The following is a 16,186-nucleotide window of genomic DNA, read 5'->3' as shown; positions in this document are numbered from 1 at the left end:
TCCCACAGAGTTATCCATCGTTCATTTCTCGCCACAATCGCCAGTACCTTCTAACCTGAGGTAACAGGCAGGCTATGGATCCCGCTTGATGCATGAAGATTTGAAAGACACGGGCAATGGATGGCACCACGCCGTTGGTTGTCTCAAGGAATGAGGACCTTCCCCAGTATGCAACCGGTCATGAATCCCAAGCACCCCGGGTTGTCGGTGCGCGTCGTCGATGACGGCTTTGCCGCCTACATCTGGGGCAGTGATTTCAGCTTCGAGGTCAGCGACTATGGCACGGCGCAGGTTGGCCGGCCGGTGAGCCAATGGCCGGTGACGCCCATTGTTCCCTACCGCAAGTGCTATGGCATCGACCCAGAAGAGTTCAGCAGCTTTCGCAATGCCCCCGACAGCGAAATCTTCATGGCCTATCTCGACGACCAGCCGGTAGGGCATCTGGTGGTCAGTACCAACTGGAACGGTTTCGCCCACATCGATGAACTTGCGGTGCATGCGCCAGCGCGGCGCCACGGAGTGGCCAAGGCGCTGCTCGATGTCGCGCATTTCTGGAGCCGCAAGAAAAAACTGCCAGGGATCATGCTGGAAACCCAGAACAACAACCTGGGTGCCTGCCGGCTCTATGAACGTTGTGGTTATGTGCTCGGTGGTATCGATCACCTGCGCTATCGCGGCATTGACCGACATACCGCCGAAGTGGCGTTGTTCTGGTATCGGCTGTTCGACGATCCGCTGGGCATGTCGATCAGTGGCCCAACAACGCCTCGGCTTGTTCCGTGACCCGCTCCAGCAGCGATTGAACGGCGGGCGTGGGCGTCGTGCCGTTCAGGCTCAACGCATAGAGACCAATCGGGATGGCGGGCGACACCGGGCAAACGTCCAGGCCGCCGTCCTTGGCGCCTGAGGCGGTAAAAGGATCGACGATGGCAAGACCTTCGCCGGCCTCGACCATGGCGCGCATCATCTGATGTGTCTGGACGCGGATCTGGATCACCGGTGCCGGGCGCAGCGCTGCCAGCTTATGCTCGAAGGCGGGGCTCAACGGGTCGTGGCCATCCAGCCCCACCAGCGACTGACCCGCCAGATCCTGAAGCGAAATGTATTTTTGCCGCGGTTGCAGCCAGCCGTGGGGCGCGAGCAATTGCAATTTGCCTTGGGCAATCATCTGGCAATGGATGTCGGGGTGTTCTGGGTCGTGCAAACTCAACCCCAGGTCGCTTTCACGCAGCAGCAGGCTGTGGACGATGTCGCGGGTCGGTTGGCTGAGCAGGGTGCAAGGCGCATCCGGATGACGTCGACGCAAGGCGGCAATGCTCTGGGGCAACAATTGTTGGGCCAGCGGTGGGGTGCAAATTACTCGCAGGGGAGGTGCCTGATAGTGCTTCAGGCTACTGGCCAGCCGCTGCACCGGTTCGAGGGTGTCATACACCCGCGTGATGCTGTCACGCAGCTCAAGGGTCTCTCGGGTGGCCTGCAACCGCCCACGTACACTGGCGAACAGCATGAAGCCCAGTTGCGCCTCAGCGTCGCGTAGAATCGCCTCGACCTCCGCTACCGACAGTTGCAGCCATTCGGCCGCCGTGCCGAGGTGGCCGGTCTGCAGCAGCGCCTGGATCACTTCGATGTGGCGTAAACGCATGCAAGAAGTCCATGTTCGGCGGGTAAGCCATTGAGTGGCTGAATCCTAACCCAAGTCCGGGCACGACTTCTGCTCATAACAACCGTTTACAAGGCGATTTGCGTTTCAGTAGGTGTTTGAGCCTGCAGTGGCGTTTCCGGCTCACGCGTCAATTCGATTTGCGACTGCACCAGCACGAATTTGCCGTCGTCGAGTTTGTTGACGCGATCACCGATCGCCAACTTATAGGTAGTGACAGGCTCCTTGCCGTTTCCGTCCGGCGACGGGGTCGATTCCTGAAACTCATGCACTGAATAGACGCGACCTTCGGCGTCCCGCGCATGAAATTGTCCGACAAGTACTGCTGCCATTGCTTAGAACCTCTGGAAATAGATCACTCGATTTGCGGTTCTGTAGACCCTGGTCAAGCGCGGTAAGTTTTCCTACAAGAAAAAAATAGTCCAGTCGGCCGGTTTTCGTCGCTCCGCTGGTCCAATTGTGATGCCGATCATCTATAACTACAGGCTCCTTTGAGCCGACAGTCGAGAAGCCTCTCATGAGTAATGTCTACACAGTGGCCGTTTTGGTGGGCAGCCTGCGCAAGGCATCGATCAACCGCAAGGTGGCACTGGCGCTGGCGGAGCTGGCACCAGCCAATCTGAAACTGAACATCGTTGAAATCGGCGAGTTGCCGCTCTACAACGAAGACATTGACGTGACACCACCACCGGCAGCCTACAGTACTTTCCGTCAGCAGGTGGGCGCGGCCGACGCATTGTTGTTCGTCACGCCGGAATACAACCGTTCAGTACCAGCGCCGATGAAAAATGCCATCGACGTCGGCTCGCGTCCTTACGGCCAGAGTTGCCTGAGTGGCAAGCCGGGGGCGGTGATCAGTGCATCGCCGGGTGCCATCGGTGGTTTTGGCGCCAACCATCATTTGCGCCAGTCCCTGGTTTTCCTCGATGTGCCTTGCATGCAGCAGCCGGAAGCCTACCTGAGCGGCGCCGGGACGGCGTTTGACGAGGCGGGTAATCTGTCGGAATCCGTGAGGCCGTTCCTGCAGAAATTCATCGACGCCTATGGCAAGTGGGTCGAGCAACACAAAAAGGCCTGATGGCCCCGGTATGCCAGGCAATCACCTGTGGCGGAGGGGATAAATCCCCCTCGCCACAGGTTCATCATGTCTCCGGTCCAAACAGTGCATCCGGTAAATCCAAATCCCCGCTTTACTGAATATTCGAATTTCCATATATTCGCCCTTCGCTCATCCAGACATTTCCTTGCCATGTCCGACCCCCACAATCCTGTCGAAGTCTTCAAGGCGCTGGCCGACGACACCCGAACCCGCATTGCGTTGCTGGTGGTTCGTGAAGGCGAGTTGTGTGTCTGTGAGCTCACCGCTGCGCTGGGCCTGAGCCAGCCGAAAATCTCCCGGCATCTGGCCCAGCTGCGTAACGCTGGCCTGCTCAGCGACCGGCGCCAAGGGCAGTGGGTTTACTACCGTCTGCATCCGCAGTTGCCGTCCTGGGTCAGCACCCTGCTGGAGCAGGCATTGGCGGCCAATACGGCTTGGCTGACGGCGGATGTGCAACGTTTGAGCGCGATGACTGACCGTCCGGTGACGCGTTGCTGCTGATCTCTTCTTTTCAATCCCTCTTTCAAGGCTGTTGCGCATGCTCATCGCGTCGTTGATTTTCCTGCTGACCATTACCCTGGTGATCTGGCAGCCCAAGGGGCTTGGCGTCGGCTGGAGCGCGACGTTCGGTGCGTTGCTGGCCTTGCTGAGCGGGGTGGTGCAGGTCGGAGACATTGCGCTGGTGTGGCAGATCATCTGGAACGCCACCGGTACCTTTGTCGCGTTGATCATCATCAGCCTGTTGCTGGATGAGGCGGGGTTCTTCGCCTGGGCGGCCCTGCATGTGGCCCGCTGGGGCCGGGGCAGTGGGCGCAAGCTGTTTGCGTTCATGGTGCTGCTGGGCGCTCTGGTGTCGGCGCTGTTCGCCAATGACGGGGCGGCGCTGATCCTGACGCCCATCGTGATTTCGATGCTGCTGGCGCTGCGTTTTTCTCCGGCGGCGACCCTGGCATTCGTGATGGGTGCCGGTTTCATCGCCGACAGCGCGAGCCTGCCGCTGGTGGTGTCGAACCTGGTAAACATTGTCTCGGCAGACTTCTTCGGCATCGGTTTCAACCGCTACGCGGCGGTCATGGTGCCGGTGAACCTGGTCAGCGTGGCCGCCAGCCTGGCGATCCTGCTGTGGTTCTTTCGCCGCGACATCCCGCGTGACTACGACCCGCATCAACTGGACGACCCTGCGAGCGCGATCCACGACACGGCAACGTTCTATGCCGGTTGGGCAGTGCTGGTGATCCTGCTGTTGGGCTGCTTTGCCCTGGAACCGCTGGGGATTCCCATCAGCGCCATTTCGGCGGTCTGTGCCGCGTTGCTGCTGGCGATTGCCGCCCGTGGCCACAAGATATCTACCCGTAAAGTGATGAAAGAAGCACCGTGGCAGATCGTGATCTTCTCCCTCGGCATGTACCTGGTGGTCTACGGCCTGCGCAACGCCGGGCTGACCGGCTACCTGGCCCACTGGCTCGATGGCTTCGCTGAATACGGCGTATGGGGCGCGGCCATGGGCACCGGGCTGTTGACGGCGCTGCTCTCGTCGATCATGAACAATCTGCCGACGGTGCTGATCGGTGCCTTGTCCATCGACGCCAGCCAGGCCACCGGGGTGGTGAAGGAAGCGATGATCTACGCCAACGTCATCGGCAGTGACCTGGGCCCGAAAATCACCCCGATCGGCAGCCTCGCGACCTTGCTGTGGCTGCACGTGCTGGCGCGCAAGAATATCCAGATCGGCTGGGGGTACTACTTCAAGGTCGGGATCGTGCTGACAGTACCGGTGCTGCTGGTGACGTTGGCGGCGTTGGCTTTGCGGTTGTCTATCTAGACCGAGTTGGTCTCATCGCGAGCAAGCTCGCTCCCACAGGGTATGTGCAGATCATCAATTCTGTAAGCAACACAACTGCACTGTGGGAGCGAGCTTGCTCGCGATGAGGCGTTGACAGGCACCACCAGGCTCACCCATTCCCTGGCACGTCCGGCCAAGGATCAGCCACCAGGAACACCCGCTCGGCCTCTTCCCACTCGCCCTCGGCATTTTCAGTCAGGCGCACCATCAGTTGCGCCGGCGCCATCGGGTCGAGGTCCATTCGCCAGGCGTCCAGTTGCGCAGTGCTCCAGGTTTGCTCCGCCGGATAATGGGCCGGGGCCAGCCAGGCGGCGCGGGGCAGGGGTTGCCAGCGCCCCGGTGGACGCTGGGCGACGAATGCTGGCCAATCGCGCTGGTGCAGCCAACTGCCCCGCAAATGCCGGGGGTGTGCACCGGTCGGCGGGTCGGCGTGACCCGGCCAGGGGTAAAGCAGGTAGCCGCCAAGCCAGAGCTCGGAGCGAAACGCCTCGAGGCCGGCCGGTTCAATGCCCAAAGCCGCCAGTGCCTCGCGGCTTTCCGGGCGCGCCGAGATCGGTAGCTGATGCTCGTGCAAATGGGCCAGTTTACGGTCGAGCCGGTCATGGCAGCCCGGGCCAAGCCACTGTGCAGTGTCCTGGCCATTACCGTTCTGGGGGCCGAGGTACAACTTGATCGCCAATTCCAGATGATGGATTCCGTCGCCATCGCGCAACAGCAGGTCCAGTTCGCCCAGTGTATGACCTTCGTGGCGGATCGGCAGGTTCGCGGCGATCAGCTCGATGCCCGGGGCGTGTTGTACGGCGAATTGCCACAGCCTTTCGTAATACAGGCCCAGGCGTCGCGTGCGCCCTTGGGACAAGCAGTGCAACAGCGGGTAGCTGTCACGGTCCAACTGCCGCAGCCAGTGTTCCAATCGATGGGGATCCTGCACCCAGTCACTGCCGGTCAAGGGGTGGCGCTGGGGCCAGGGGGTGTCGATGAGCATCGGCGGGGCAAGTATCGCCCACGCCAGATCGCGCACTTCGGCATGGTGCAGGCGGCGGGGCAAGTCCAGCAATTCAGGAAACAGGATCATGTTGCGAGCATAGCCGTTGCGGCGAAGGCTTAAAGAATTTTGTCTATGGAGCGCTTTCGCCCATAATCGTGGTTTTCGCCCGCCGCAGACCTTCGCAGGAGCCTCATGGAGCAATTTCGCAATATCGGCATCATCGGTCGCCTGGGCAGTTCGCAGGTGTTGGATACCGTTCGCCGTCTCAAACGTTTCCTCCTGGAGCGGCACCTGCATGTGATCCTCGAAGATACCATCGCCGAAGTGTTGCCGGGTCATGGCCTGCAGACTTCGTCGCGCAAGATGCTCGGCGAAGTCTGTGACATGGTGATCGTGGTCGGCGGCGATGGCAGCCTGCTGGGCGCGGCCCGGGCCCTGGCGCGGCACAACATCCCGGTGCTGGGGATCAACCGCGGCAGCCTGGGTTTTTTGACCGATATCCGTCCTGACGAGCTGGAAACCAAGGTCGCCGAGGTGCTGGACGGCCATTACCTGGTGGAGAATCGCTTCCTGCTCCAGGCTGAGGTACGCCGTCATGCCGAGGCCATCGGCCAGGGCGATGCCCTCAACGACGTGGTGCTGCACCCTGGCAAATCCACGCGCATGATCGAGTTCGAGCTGTACATCGACGGCCAGTTCGTCTGCAGCCAGAAGGCCGACGGCCTGATCGTCGCCACCCCCACCGGCTCCACGGCCTATGCGCTTTCCGCCGGCGGCCCGATCATGCACCCCAAGCTCGACGCTATTGTGATTGTGCCTATGTACCCCCATACCTTGTCTGGGCGACCCATTGTGGTCGATGGCAACAGTGAGCTGAAAATCGTCGTGTCCAAGGATATGCAGATCTACCCGCAAGTGTCCTGTGACGGTCAGAACCATTTTACCTGCGCGCCGGGTGACACCATCACCGTCAGCAAGAAGGCGCAGAAGCTGCGCCTGATCCATCCGCTGGATCACAATTACTACGAAGTCTGCCGGACCAAGCTCGGCTGGGGCAGTCGACTGGGGGGTGGAGGCGACTGATGCTCGATCCCTCGCGCAGTTACGACCTGATCGGCGACGTGCACGGATGCGCCCTGACCCTGGAACACCTGCTGGACCAACTCGGTTACCACAAGCAGGGCGGCGTCTGGCGGCATCCGTCGCGCATGGCCGTATTCCTGGGGGACATCATCGACCGGGGCCCGCGCATCCGCGAGGCGCTGCACATAGTCCATGACATGGTCGTGGCCGGCCAGGCGCTGTGCATCATGGGCAACCACGAATTCAATGCCCTGGGCTGGAGCACGCCGGCGCTGCCGGGCAGTGGCCAGCGCTACGTGCGCGAACACACGCCGCGCCATGCCCGCCTGCTCAACGAAACCCTGACCCAGTTCGAGCAGCATCCCGGTGACTGGCAGGATTTCCTCAAGTGGTTCTACGAGTTGCCGTTATTTGTCGATGCTGGCCGTTTCCGGGTGGTGCATGCCTGTTGGGACGCCGGCCTGATCGAACCTCTGCGAGGCCTGTTTCCCGATGGCTGCGTCGACGAGCATTTCCTCCAGGCTTCAGCGCAGCCGGGTAGCTTTGCCTGCACGGTGTTCGATCGTTTGCTGCGCGGCACGGACATGCGCCTGCCCCATGGCTTGACCCTCACCGGCGGCGACGGCCTGACCCGTTCGTTCTTCCGGACCAAGTTCTGGGAAGACAACCCACAGACCTACGGCGATATCGTGTTTCAGCCCGACGCCTTGCCTGAACCGGTGGCCCGCACGCCGTTGTCTCCGGATGAAAAAAACAACCTGCTGCGCTATGGCGAGCATGAACCGCTGTTGTTCGTCGGCCACTATTGGCGCAGCGGCAAACCCGCGCCGATCCGCCCGAACCTCGCGTGCCTGGACTACAGCGCGGTGCTCTACGGCAAGTTGGTGGCGTATCGCCTGGACCAGGAAACCCGCCTGGATCCGCACAAATTTGTCTGGGTCGATGTCGAGCGGCCGGAGGTGTTGCAGTGAGTGTCGTCGCGGTATTGCGCCTGCCCCTGGCGGTGGACTTGAGTGGCTTCGTCAAGCTGCTGCAGCGTATGCAGGTGCCTCATCGGGTCAGTGAGGAGGCGGGCGAGCAGGTGCTCTGGGTGCCGGATGAAATCAGCGAAGACGTGCGTTCGTTGTACGCACGCTTCCCTGCCGGTGATCCCGAACAACAGCTGGAATTGCCCACCACTGGCGGCACGTCGCGACGGCCCGGTTTCATCCAGCAACTGATCCGCAGCCCGATCACCGCGCTGGTGCTGCTGTTGAGCCTGATCGTCAGTGCCGTGACCCTGCTGGGGGATAATCTGGAGGCGCTGCGTTGGCTGACTTTCCTGGAGTTTCGCGTCGTCGGCGACTATATCCAGTTCACGCCGCTGGCCGACAGCCTGGCGGCGGGGCAGTGGTGGCGCCTGGTGACACCGATGCTGGTCCACTTCGGTTTCCTGCACATTGCCATGAACGGCATGTGGTATTGGGAGTTGGGACGGCGGATCGAAGCCCGGCAGGGCGGTATCAACCTGCTGGGGCTGACGCTGCTGTTCAGTCTTGTGTCCAATTTCGTCCAGTACTTTTTTAGCGGGCCGACCCTGTTTGGCGGCTTGTCCGGTGTGCTGTACGGCCTGCTGGGGCATTGCTGGATCTATCAATGGCTGGCACCGAACCCGGCTTATCACCTGCCCCGTGGGGTGCTGGTGATGATGCTGGTGTGGCTGGTGTTGTGCCTGTCCGGGTTGGTCTCGCTGATCGGTTTCGGCGAAATCGCCAATGGTGCCCATGTTGGTGGGCTGCTCATCGGTTGCTTCACAGGTTTGTTGGGCGGGCTGTTCGCTCGCCGTAAAATGGCCCTCTGACTGGCGTCTGTGCCTCTTGAATATGCGCGATTGCGCGGAGAATCCATGTCCTCGTTCAACGAAATGATCAAAAACATCACCCCTGACATCTACCAAAGCCTGAAACTGGCGGTGGAAATCGGTAAATGGGCCGATGGCAACAAGCTCACCGCCGAGCAGCGCGAGTTGTCGCTGCAAGCGATGATCGCCTGGGAGATCCAGAACCTGCCTGAAGAAGAGCGCACCGGCTACATGGGCCCGCAGGAGTGCCAGTCGAAGGCGACTGAAGTGCCGAATATCCTGTTCAAGTCGGACGCCATCCATTGATCGAGATTGGCCGCGGTGCAATTAGCAAGATGTCGGCGCGCCTTGACGGGGCGACCGTTCAGTACGCCTTTCGCCTGGGCGATACCGAGGTGCCGGTCAACCCGTTGATTGGCAGCACGGTACGCCTGGAGTTTCTCGGTGCGATCCACTGCAGCCATTGCGGGCGCAGGACCAAGACCAGCTTCAGCCAGGGCTATTGCTACCCTTGCATGACCAAGCTGGCCCAGTGCGACGTGTGCATCATGAGCCCCGAGCGCTGCCATTTCGAGGCGGGCACCTGCCGCGATCCGGCCTGGGGCGAGCAGTTCTGCATGACCGATCATGTGGTCTACCTCGCCAACTCCTCGGGCGTGAAGGTCGGCATTACCCGTGCCACACAATTGCCGACCCGCTGGCTGGACCAGGGCGCCAGCCAGGCGCTGCCGATCCTGCGGGTCGCCACGCGTCAGCAATCGGGGTTTGTCGAAGACCTGTTCCGCAGCCAGGTGGCGGACAAGACCAACTGGCGAGCGCTGCTCAAGGGCGACGCCGTGGCGGTGGATCTGCCTCAGGTCCGCGATGCGCTGTTTAAAAGCTGCGCCCAGGGATTGCAAGGCTTGCAGGAACGATTTGGCTTGCAGGCGATCCAGACCATAGCGGACGTCGAGCCTATCGAGATCCGTTATCCGGTGGAGCAATACCCGGCCAAGATCGTCAGTTTCAACCTGGACAAGAACCCGATTGCTGAAGGCACGCTGCTGGGGATCAAGGGCCAGTACCTGATTTTCGACACCGGCGTGATCAACATTCGTAAATACACGGCCTACCAGCTCGCCGTGCATCAGTAGAAGGACTCGACCCATGCGCACCGAACAACCGAAGATGATCTACCTGAAGGACTATCAGGCCCCCGAATACCTGATCGACGAGACGCACCTGACCTTCGAGTTGTTCGAGGACCACAGCCTGGTCCATGCGCAACTGGTGATGCGCCGCAACCCCGAGCGCGGGGCCGGGCTGCCACCCTTGGTGCTCGATGGCCAGCACCTGGAGCTGGTCTCGCTCAAGCTCGACGACGCGGACCTGGGGCAGGGCGATTACCAGCTGGACGACAGCCACCTGACCCTGCAACCCAAGGCCCAGGCCTTTACGGTCGACACCACCGTCAGGATCCATCCGGAAACCAACACCGCCCTGGAAGGCCTGTACAAGTCCGGCAGCATGTTCTGCACCCAGTGCGAGGCCGAAGGTTTCCGCAAGATCACCTATTACCTCGACCGCCCGGACGTGATGAGCAAGTTCACCACCACCGTGGTGGCCGAGCAGCACAGCTATCCGGTGCTGCTGTCCAACGGCAACCCGATTGCCAGCGGCCCCGGCGAAGACGGCCGCCACTGGGCGACCTGGGAAGACCCGTTCAAGAAGCCGGCCTACCTGTTTGCCCTGGTGGCCGGTGACCTGTGGTGCGTCGAAGACACCTTCACCACCCTGAGCGAGCGCAGCGTGGCGTTGCGCATCTATGTCGAGCCAGAAAACATCGACAAATGCCAGCACGCCATGACGAGCCTGAAGAAGTCGATGCGCTGGGACGAAGAAGTGTATGGGCGTGAATACGACCTGGACATCTTCATGATCGTTGCGGTCAACGATTTCAATATGGGCGCGATGGAGAACAAGGGCCTCAACATCTTCAACTCCAGCGCCGTGCTGGCCCGCGCCGAGACCGCCACCGATGCCGCGCACCAGCGGGTCGAGGCGATCGTGGCCCACGAATACTTCCACAACTGGTCGGGCAACCGCGTGACCTGCCGCGACTGGTTCCAGCTGTCGCTCAAGGAAGGTTTTACGGTGTTCCGCGATGCCGGGTTCTCCGCCGACATGAACTCCGCCACCGTCAAACGCATCCAGGACGTGGCTTACCTGCGCACCCACCAGTTCGCCGAGGATGCTGGTCCCATGGCCCACCCGGTGCGGCCGGACAGTTTTATCGAGATCTCCAACTTCTACACCCTGACCGTGTACGAAAAGGGCTCGGAAGTGGTCGGCATGATCCACACCCTGCTGGGGGCTGAGGGGTTCCGCAAGGGTAGCGATTTGTACTTCGAACGCCATGACGGCCAGGCCGTGACCTGTGATGACTTCATCAAGGCCATGGAGGATGCCAATGGCGTCGACTTGACTCAGTTCAAGCGCTGGTACAGCCAGGCCGGTACCCCACGGTTGTCGGTGAGCGAGTCCTACGACGCTGCGGCCAAGACCTACAGCCTGACTTTCCGCCAGAGTTGCCCGCCGACCCCGGACAAGCAGGAAAAGCTGCCGTTCGTGATTCCCGTGGAACTGGGCCTGCTCGACAGCAAGGGCGCTGAAATCCCGCTGCGCCTGGTCGGGGAAACAGCCGCAAGCGGCACCTCCCGAGTGATCTCGGTGACCGAAGCCGAGCAGACCTTCACCTTTGTCGACATCGCCGAACAACCCTTGCCATCGCTGCTGCGTGGCTTCTCGGCACCGGTGAAACTGAGCTTCCCGTACAACCGCGACCAGTTGATGTTCCTGATGCAGCACGACAGCGACGGTTTCAATCGCTGGGATGCCGGACAGCAATTGTCGGTGCAGGTGTTGCAGGATCTGATCGCCCAGCATCAGAAGGGGGCGAGCCTGACGCTGGATCCTCGCCTGGTCAGCGCCTTGCGCACGGTGCTGTCGGACGAATCCCTGGACCAGGCCATGGTCGCCGAAATGCTCTCGCTGCCAGGCGAGGCGTATCTGACCGAAATCAGCGAAGTGGCTGACGTCGAGGCGATCCATGCCGCTCGTGAATTCGCCCGCCAGCAGTTGGCCGAGAACCTGTTCGAAGCCCTGTGGCTGCGCTATGAAGTCAACCGCGACCTGTCCAAACGCACGCCGTATGTGGCCGAGGCCGAGCATTTCGCCCGTCGTGCATTGCAGAACATCGCGCTGTCGTACCTGATGCTCACCGACAAGCCTGAAGTGCTGAGCGCGACCCTGGAGCAGTTCGACACGGCTGACAACATGACTGAGCGCCTCACGGCGCTGGCGGTGCTGGTCAATTCGCCGTTCGAGGCCGAGAAGGCCAAGGCCCTGGAAGTGTTCGCGGAAAACTTCAAGGGCAACCCGCTGGTCATGGACCAATGGTTCAGCGTCCAGGCCGGCAGCCCGTTGCCCGGTGGCCTGGCGCGGGTCAAGGCGCTGATGGAGCATCCGGCGTTCAATATCAAGAACCCGAACAAGGTGCGCGCGCTGGTCGGTGCGTTCGCCGGGCAGAACCTGATCAACTTCCACGCCGCCGACGGTTCGGGTTATCGCTTCCTGGCGGACCTGGTGATCCAGCTCAACGGCTTCAACCCGCAGATCGCCTCGCGACAACTGGCCCCGCTGACTCGCTGGCGCAAATACGACAGCGCCCGCCAGGCGCTGATGAAAGCCGAACTGGAACGCATCCTGGCGTCCGGCGCGCTCTCCGCCGATGTGTTCGAGGTGGTGAGCAAGAGTCTGGCGTGATCTTGATGCCGCGGTCTGCCTGGCGGACCGCGGTGTCTTCATCGCGAGCAAGCTCGCTCCCACAGGGATTGCTGATCGTTCCCACGCAGAGCGTGGGAACGATCAGTATGCTTCACCGCTATAGTTACTCAGCCATCACGCCACCGAATACCCTGCCATTCACCCCCTGCGCCAACCCTCCCGGTTAACAAAAGATAACGTGGCGTCGATTGTCAGACCTTTCGAAAGCCCGATAGGATAGGTCAGCTTCCGAAGTGGCTCTAGATTGCAGGTTTCAGGACTATGCTCCAGAAACGGCAACCCTGATGAGCCCGCTTACGGCGCCCTGAAAGGTTGAATGACCGCACAATAATAATGGGGGAAAGGTCTATGAATGAGCCTGTCATGGCTGTGGGCTGTTGTCGCCCGCCGGTGCTGCGCCGAGTCGCGTTGCTGGCTGCGGTGCTCTCGCTGCTGGGCTCTGCGGTGTTGTCGGCGCCGGTGATGGCCGTTGCGGCCTCGACGTCCGATGTCATCTACGCCGTCGAATCGGCCAAGGCCAGCAAGACCCTGATGCTCGATGTGGTCCACGCCGGCCAGCGCCTGGTGGCGGTCGGTGATCGCGGGCACATTGTCTATTCCGACGACCAGGGCAAGTCCTGGTCCCAGGCCAAGGTGCCGACTCGCCAACTGCTCACCGCAGTATTTTTCGTCGATGACAAACACGGCTGGGCCGTGGGGCATGACGCACAGATCCTCGCCAGTGACGACGGTGGCAGCACCTGGACCAAGCAATTCGAAGACCTGGCCCGTGAATCGCCGCTGCTGGATGTCTGGTTCAAGGACGCCAGCAACGGTTTTGCCGTGGGGGCCTACGGCGCGCTGCTCGAAACCACCGATGGCGGCAAGCACTGGGAAGACGCCAGCGACCGCCTCGACAACGAAGACCAGTTCCACCTCAACGCGATCGCCGCCGTGAAGGACAGCGGGCTGTTCATCGTTGGCGAGGCCGGCAGCATGTTCCGCTCCGCCGACTGGGGCCAGACCTGGGAAAAGGTCGAAGGCCCGTACGAAGGTTCGCTGTTCGGTGTCATTGGCACCGCCGAACCCTCGACGCTGTTGGCCTACGGCCTGCGCGGCAACCTTTATCGCTCCACTGACTTCGGCAGCACCTGGGAACAGGTCGAGCTCAAGGCCGCTCGGGGCGCCCTGGAGTTCGGTCTTTCAGGGGCGACGTTATTGCCGGACGGTTCCATCGTGATTGTCGGCAACGGTGGCAGCGTGGTGCGCAGTACCGATGACGGCGTGACGTTCAGCGTATTCAACCGCCCGGATCGGATTTCCGTGGCAGCCGTCACCGCAGCGGGCAACGGCAACCTGATCCTGGCGGGGCAAGGGGGCGTGCGCGCCACCACGTCCACTGGCGCCGAACTGAGCAAATGAGTCACGCCTGCAAGACGGGCATAAAAACAACAAGGCGGACCCCATGAGCAGTCATCATCAAGACAAGGCGACGTTCCTCGAACGCCTGATTTTCAACAACCGCCCGGCAGTGATCATCATTTGCCTGCTGGTCAGCGTTTTCCTGTTCTGGCAGGCCACGCTGATCCGGCCGTCCACCAGTTTCGAAAAAATGATCCCCCTCGAGCACCCATTCATCCAGAAGATGCTCGAGCACCGCAATGACCTGGCGAACCTGGGCAACACGGTGCGGATTTCCGTGGAAGCCACCAACGGTGACATCTTCTCCAAGGAATACATGGAGACCCTGCGCCAGATCCACGACGAGGTCTTCTACATCTCCGGCGTCGACCGCTCCGGGCTCAAGTCGCTGTGGAGCCCGAGCGTGCGCTGGACCGAAGTGACGGAGGAGGGCTTTGCTGGCGGCGAGGTGATCCCCCAGAGCTATAACGGCTCGGCCGACAGCCTCGACCTGTTGCGCAACAACGTGCTCAAGTCCGGCCAGGTCGGACGCCTGGTGGCCAACGATTTCAAATCGAGCATCGTCGACATCCCGCTGTTGGAGTCCTACCCGGACCCGCAGGACCAGGGCAAGTTGCTTGCCCTGGATTACCAGAAATTTTCCCACGAGCTTGAAGACAAGATCCGCAACAAGTTCGAAGCGCAGAACCCCAACGTGCAGATCCACATTGTCGGTTTTGCCAAGAAGGTCGGCGACCTGATCGACGGCCTGATCATGGTGGTGCTGTTCTTCGGCGTGGCCTTCGTCATTACCCTGATCCTGTTGTACTGGTTCACCAACTGCATGCGCAGCACCGTTGCGGTGTTGACCACCACCCTGGTGGCAGTGGTCTGGCAACTGGGGCTGATGCATGCGGCCGGTTTCGGCCTCGATCCGTATTCGATGCTGGTGCCGTTCCTGATCTTTGCCATCGGCATTTCCCACGGCGTGCAGAAAATCAACGGCATCGCTCTGCAGTCCAGCGAAGCGGACAACGCCCTGACAGCGGCGCGGCGCACCTTCCGCCAGCTGTTCCTGCCGGGGATGATCGCGATCCTGGCGGACGCCGTGGGCTTCATCACCTTGCTGATCATCGACATCGGTGTGATCCGCGAACTGGCCATCGGCGCCTCCATCGGCGTGGCGGTGATCGTGTTCACCAACCTGATCCTGCTGCCGGTGGCGATCTCCTACGCCGGTATCAGCAAGCGTGCGGTCGAGCGCAGCAAGAAGGACGCGACTCGCGAGCATCCGTTCTGGCGCACGTTGTCGAATTTCGCCAGCGCCAAGGTCGCGCCGGTCTCCATTGCCTTGGCGGTGATTGCCTTCGGCGGTGGCCTCTGGTACAGCCAGAACCTGAAGATCGGCGACCTCGACCAGGGCGCGCCGGAATTGCGCCCCGACTCGCGCTATAACCAGGACAACAACTTCATCATCAGCAATTACTCCACCAGCTCCGATGTTCTGGTGGTGATGGTCAAGACCAAGGCCGAGGGCTGCTCGCGCTATGAAGCCATGGCGCCCATCGACGAGCTGATGTGGAAGATGCAGAACACCGAGGGCGTGCAGTCGGCGATTTCCCTGGTGACGGTGTCCAAGCAAATGATCAAGGGCATGAACGAGGGCAACCTGAAATGGGAAACCCTGTCGCGCAACCCTGACGTGCTGAACAACTCCATCGCCCGGGCCGATGGCCTGTACAACAACAGCTGCTCCCTGGCGCCGGTGCTGGTGTTCCTCAATGACCACAAGGCCGAGACCCTGGACCGGGCGGTGAAGGCGGTGCAGGACTTTGCCAAGGAAAACAACCGCGACGGCCTGGAGTTCATCCTGGCTGCCGGTAACGCTGGCATCGAAGCGGCCACCAACGAAGTGATCAAGGAGTCGGAACTGACCATCCTGATCCTGGTGTACATCTGCGTGGCGACCATGTGCATGATCACCTTCCGTTCCTGGGCGGCGACGCTGTGCATCGTGCTACCGCTGGTGCTGACTTCGGTGCTGGGCAACGCCCTCATGGCGTTCATGGGCATTGGCGTGAAGGTCGCGACCCTGCCGGTGGTGGCGCTTGGCGTGGGGATTGGCGTGGACTATGGCATCTACATCTACAGCCGCCTGGAAAGCTTCCTGCGTGCCGGATTGCCGTTGCAGGAGGCGTACTACCAGACGCTCAAATCCACCGGTAAAGCCGTATTGTTCACCGGTTTGTGCCTGGCCATCGGCGTGTGCACCTGGATCTTCTCGGCCATCAAGTTCCAGGCCGATATGGGGCTGATGCTGACCTTCATGTTGCTATGGAACATGTTCGGTGCGTTGTGGCTGCTGCCGGCGTTGGCGCGGTTCCTGATCAAGCCGGAGAAGCTGGCGGGGCAGAAGGGTAATTCGTTGTTTGCGCACTGACCCTTTGCCTAAAGTGCACACTCAACTG

Annotated in this window: 15 protein-coding genes; 12 read left to right on the top strand and 3 right to left on the bottom strand. The window is 61.2% G+C overall.

Annotated elements, in window-relative coordinates; all coding sequences use genetic code 11:
* The first annotated feature begins 168 nt into the window (after positions 1-168).
* Positions 169-783, top strand: a complete 615-nt coding sequence (locus SGN16_RS16830; protein ID WP_210639143.1) for a GNAT family N-acetyltransferase — start codon at positions 169-171, stop codon at positions 781-783.
* On the opposite strand, the gene SGN16_RS16825 is transcribed toward SGN16_RS16830, so the two are convergent.
* Both SGN16_RS16825 and SGN16_RS16820 read right to left on the bottom strand, forming a co-directional pair.
* Positions 749-1,642, bottom strand: coding sequence for a LysR family transcriptional regulator (locus SGN16_RS16825; RefSeq protein WP_210639142.1), 894 nt, complete (start codon positions 1,640-1,642; stop codon positions 749-751). The genes SGN16_RS16830 and SGN16_RS16825 overlap by 35 nt on opposite strands.
* An 86-nt stretch (positions 1,643-1,728) precedes the next feature.
* Positions 1,729-1,992 carry a hypothetical protein gene (locus SGN16_RS16820; protein ID WP_109756041.1) on the bottom strand — a complete coding sequence of 88 codons (264 nt, stop codon included), beginning with the start codon at positions 1,990-1,992 and terminating at the stop codon, positions 1,729-1,731.
* 185 nt (positions 1,993-2,177) lie between these two features.
* Here SGN16_RS16820 and SGN16_RS16815 point away from each other — a divergent pair, with 185 nt between their 5' ends.
* The 3 genes from SGN16_RS16815 to SGN16_RS16805 all read left to right on the top strand — a co-directional run bounded on the left by SGN16_RS16815 (position 2,178) and on the right by SGN16_RS16805 (position 4,581).
* Complete coding sequence (locus tag SGN16_RS16815; protein ID WP_210639141.1) at positions 2,178-2,738, top strand: NAD(P)H-dependent oxidoreductase; 561 nt, start codon at positions 2,178-2,180, stop codon at positions 2,736-2,738.
* A 171-nt stretch (positions 2,739-2,909) separates the two neighbouring features.
* Entirely contained in the window at positions 2,910-3,260 is a 351-nt protein-coding gene (locus SGN16_RS16810; protein ID WP_335945777.1) for a metalloregulator ArsR/SmtB family transcription factor, read from the top strand.
* A gap of 37 nt (positions 3,261-3,297) precedes the next feature.
* Positions 3,298-4,581, top strand: coding sequence for an arsenic transporter (locus SGN16_RS16805; RefSeq protein ID WP_210639139.1), 1,284 nt, complete (start codon positions 3,298-3,300; stop codon positions 4,579-4,581).
* 130 nt (positions 4,582-4,711) lie between these two features.
* On the opposite strand, the gene SGN16_RS16800 is transcribed toward SGN16_RS16805, so the two are convergent.
* Positions 4,712-5,677 (bottom strand): DUF1853 family protein, encoded by a 966-nt coding sequence (locus SGN16_RS16800; protein ID WP_210639138.1) that lies wholly within the window; start codon positions 5,675-5,677, stop codon positions 4,712-4,714.
* A 105-nt stretch (positions 5,678-5,782) separates the two neighbouring features.
* Here SGN16_RS16800 and SGN16_RS16795 point away from each other — a divergent pair, with 105 nt between their 5' ends.
* From SGN16_RS16795 to SGN16_RS16760, 8 genes are all read left to right on the top strand, one after another.
* Complete coding sequence (locus SGN16_RS16795) at positions 5,783-6,673, top strand: NAD(+) kinase (protein ID WP_003202709.1); 891 nt, start codon at positions 5,783-5,785, stop codon at positions 6,671-6,673.
* Positions 6,670-7,644 (top strand): metallophosphoesterase, encoded by a 975-nt coding sequence (locus SGN16_RS16790; RefSeq protein ID WP_335945794.1) that lies wholly within the window; start codon positions 6,670-6,672, stop codon positions 7,642-7,644. The genes SGN16_RS16795 and SGN16_RS16790 overlap by 4 nt, the downstream gene beginning before the upstream one ends.
* Complete coding sequence (locus SGN16_RS16785) at positions 7,641-8,513, top strand: rhomboid family intramembrane serine protease (protein WP_210639136.1); 873 nt, start codon at positions 7,641-7,643, stop codon at positions 8,511-8,513. Before SGN16_RS16790 ends, SGN16_RS16785 begins: the two co-directional genes overlap by 4 nt.
* Before the next feature lie 45 nt (positions 8,514-8,558).
* Entirely contained in the window at positions 8,559-8,819 is a 261-nt protein-coding gene (locus tag SGN16_RS16780) for a DUF1315 family protein (protein ID WP_186656362.1), read from the top strand.
* Positions 8,816-9,646 (top strand): DUF2797 domain-containing protein, encoded by an 831-nt coding sequence (locus tag SGN16_RS16775; protein ID WP_335945776.1) that lies wholly within the window; start codon positions 8,816-8,818, stop codon positions 9,644-9,646. The genes SGN16_RS16780 and SGN16_RS16775 overlap by 4 nt, the downstream gene beginning before the upstream one ends.
* A gap of 13 nt (positions 9,647-9,659) precedes the next feature.
* Complete coding sequence (gene pepN, locus SGN16_RS16770; protein WP_335945775.1) at positions 9,660-12,317, top strand: aminopeptidase N; 2,658 nt, start codon at positions 9,660-9,662, stop codon at positions 12,315-12,317.
* Positions 12,318-12,686: 369 nt separating this feature from the next.
* Positions 12,687-13,739, top strand: a complete 1,053-nt coding sequence (locus tag SGN16_RS16765; RefSeq protein WP_210639133.1) for a YCF48-related protein — start codon at positions 12,687-12,689, stop codon at positions 13,737-13,739.
* Positions 13,740-13,782: 43 nt separating this feature from the next.
* Positions 13,783-16,158, top strand: a complete 2,376-nt coding sequence (locus tag SGN16_RS16760) for an RND family transporter (RefSeq protein WP_335945774.1) — start codon at positions 13,783-13,785, stop codon at positions 16,156-16,158.
* The last annotated feature ends 28 nt before the right edge of the window (positions 16,159-16,186 follow it).

Origin of the sequence: Pseudomonas sp. G166 (assembly GCF_037027455.2) — a bacterium.
In the GTDB taxonomy this organism is placed as follows: Bacteria; Pseudomonadota; Gammaproteobacteria; order Pseudomonadales; family Pseudomonadaceae; genus Aquipseudomonas.
The sequence above is the reverse complement of the archived record's forward strand: the minus strand, read 5'-3'. Positions and strand labels throughout refer to the sequence as shown.

Bases quoted from the DNA above. Each gene is read 5' to 3' on its own strand.
- SGN16_RS16830 (WP_210639143.1), top strand. From the start codon at position 169: ATGCAACCGGTCATGAATCCCAAGCACCCCGGGTTGTCGGTGCGCGTC.
- SGN16_RS16825 (WP_210639142.1), bottom strand. From the start codon at position 1,642: ATGCGTTTACGCCACATCGAAGTGATCCAGGCGCTGCTGCAGACCGGC.
- SGN16_RS16820 (WP_109756041.1), bottom strand. From the start codon at position 1,992: ATGGCAGCAGTACTTGTCGGACAATTTCATGCGCGGGACGCCGAAGGT.
- SGN16_RS16815 (WP_210639141.1), top strand. From the start codon at position 2,178: ATGAGTAATGTCTACACAGTGGCCGTTTTGGTGGGCAGCCTGCGCAAG.
- SGN16_RS16810 (WP_335945777.1), top strand. From the start codon at position 2,910: ATGTCCGACCCCCACAATCCTGTCGAAGTCTTCAAGGCGCTGGCCGAC.
- SGN16_RS16805 (WP_210639139.1), top strand. From the start codon at position 3,298: ATGCTCATCGCGTCGTTGATTTTCCTGCTGACCATTACCCTGGTGATC.
- SGN16_RS16800 (WP_210639138.1), bottom strand. From the start codon at position 5,677: ATGATCCTGTTTCCTGAATTGCTGGACTTGCCCCGCCGCCTGCACCAT.
- SGN16_RS16795 (WP_003202709.1), top strand. From the start codon at position 5,783: ATGGAGCAATTTCGCAATATCGGCATCATCGGTCGCCTGGGCAGTTCG.
- SGN16_RS16780 (WP_186656362.1), top strand. From the start codon at position 8,559: ATGTCCTCGTTCAACGAAATGATCAAAAACATCACCCCTGACATCTAC.
- pepN (WP_335945775.1), top strand. From the start codon at position 9,660: ATGCGCACCGAACAACCGAAGATGATCTACCTGAAGGACTATCAGGCC.
- SGN16_RS16765 (WP_210639133.1), top strand. From the start codon at position 12,687: ATGAATGAGCCTGTCATGGCTGTGGGCTGTTGTCGCCCGCCGGTGCTG.
- SGN16_RS16760 (WP_335945774.1), top strand. From the start codon at position 13,783: ATGAGCAGTCATCATCAAGACAAGGCGACGTTCCTCGAACGCCTGATT.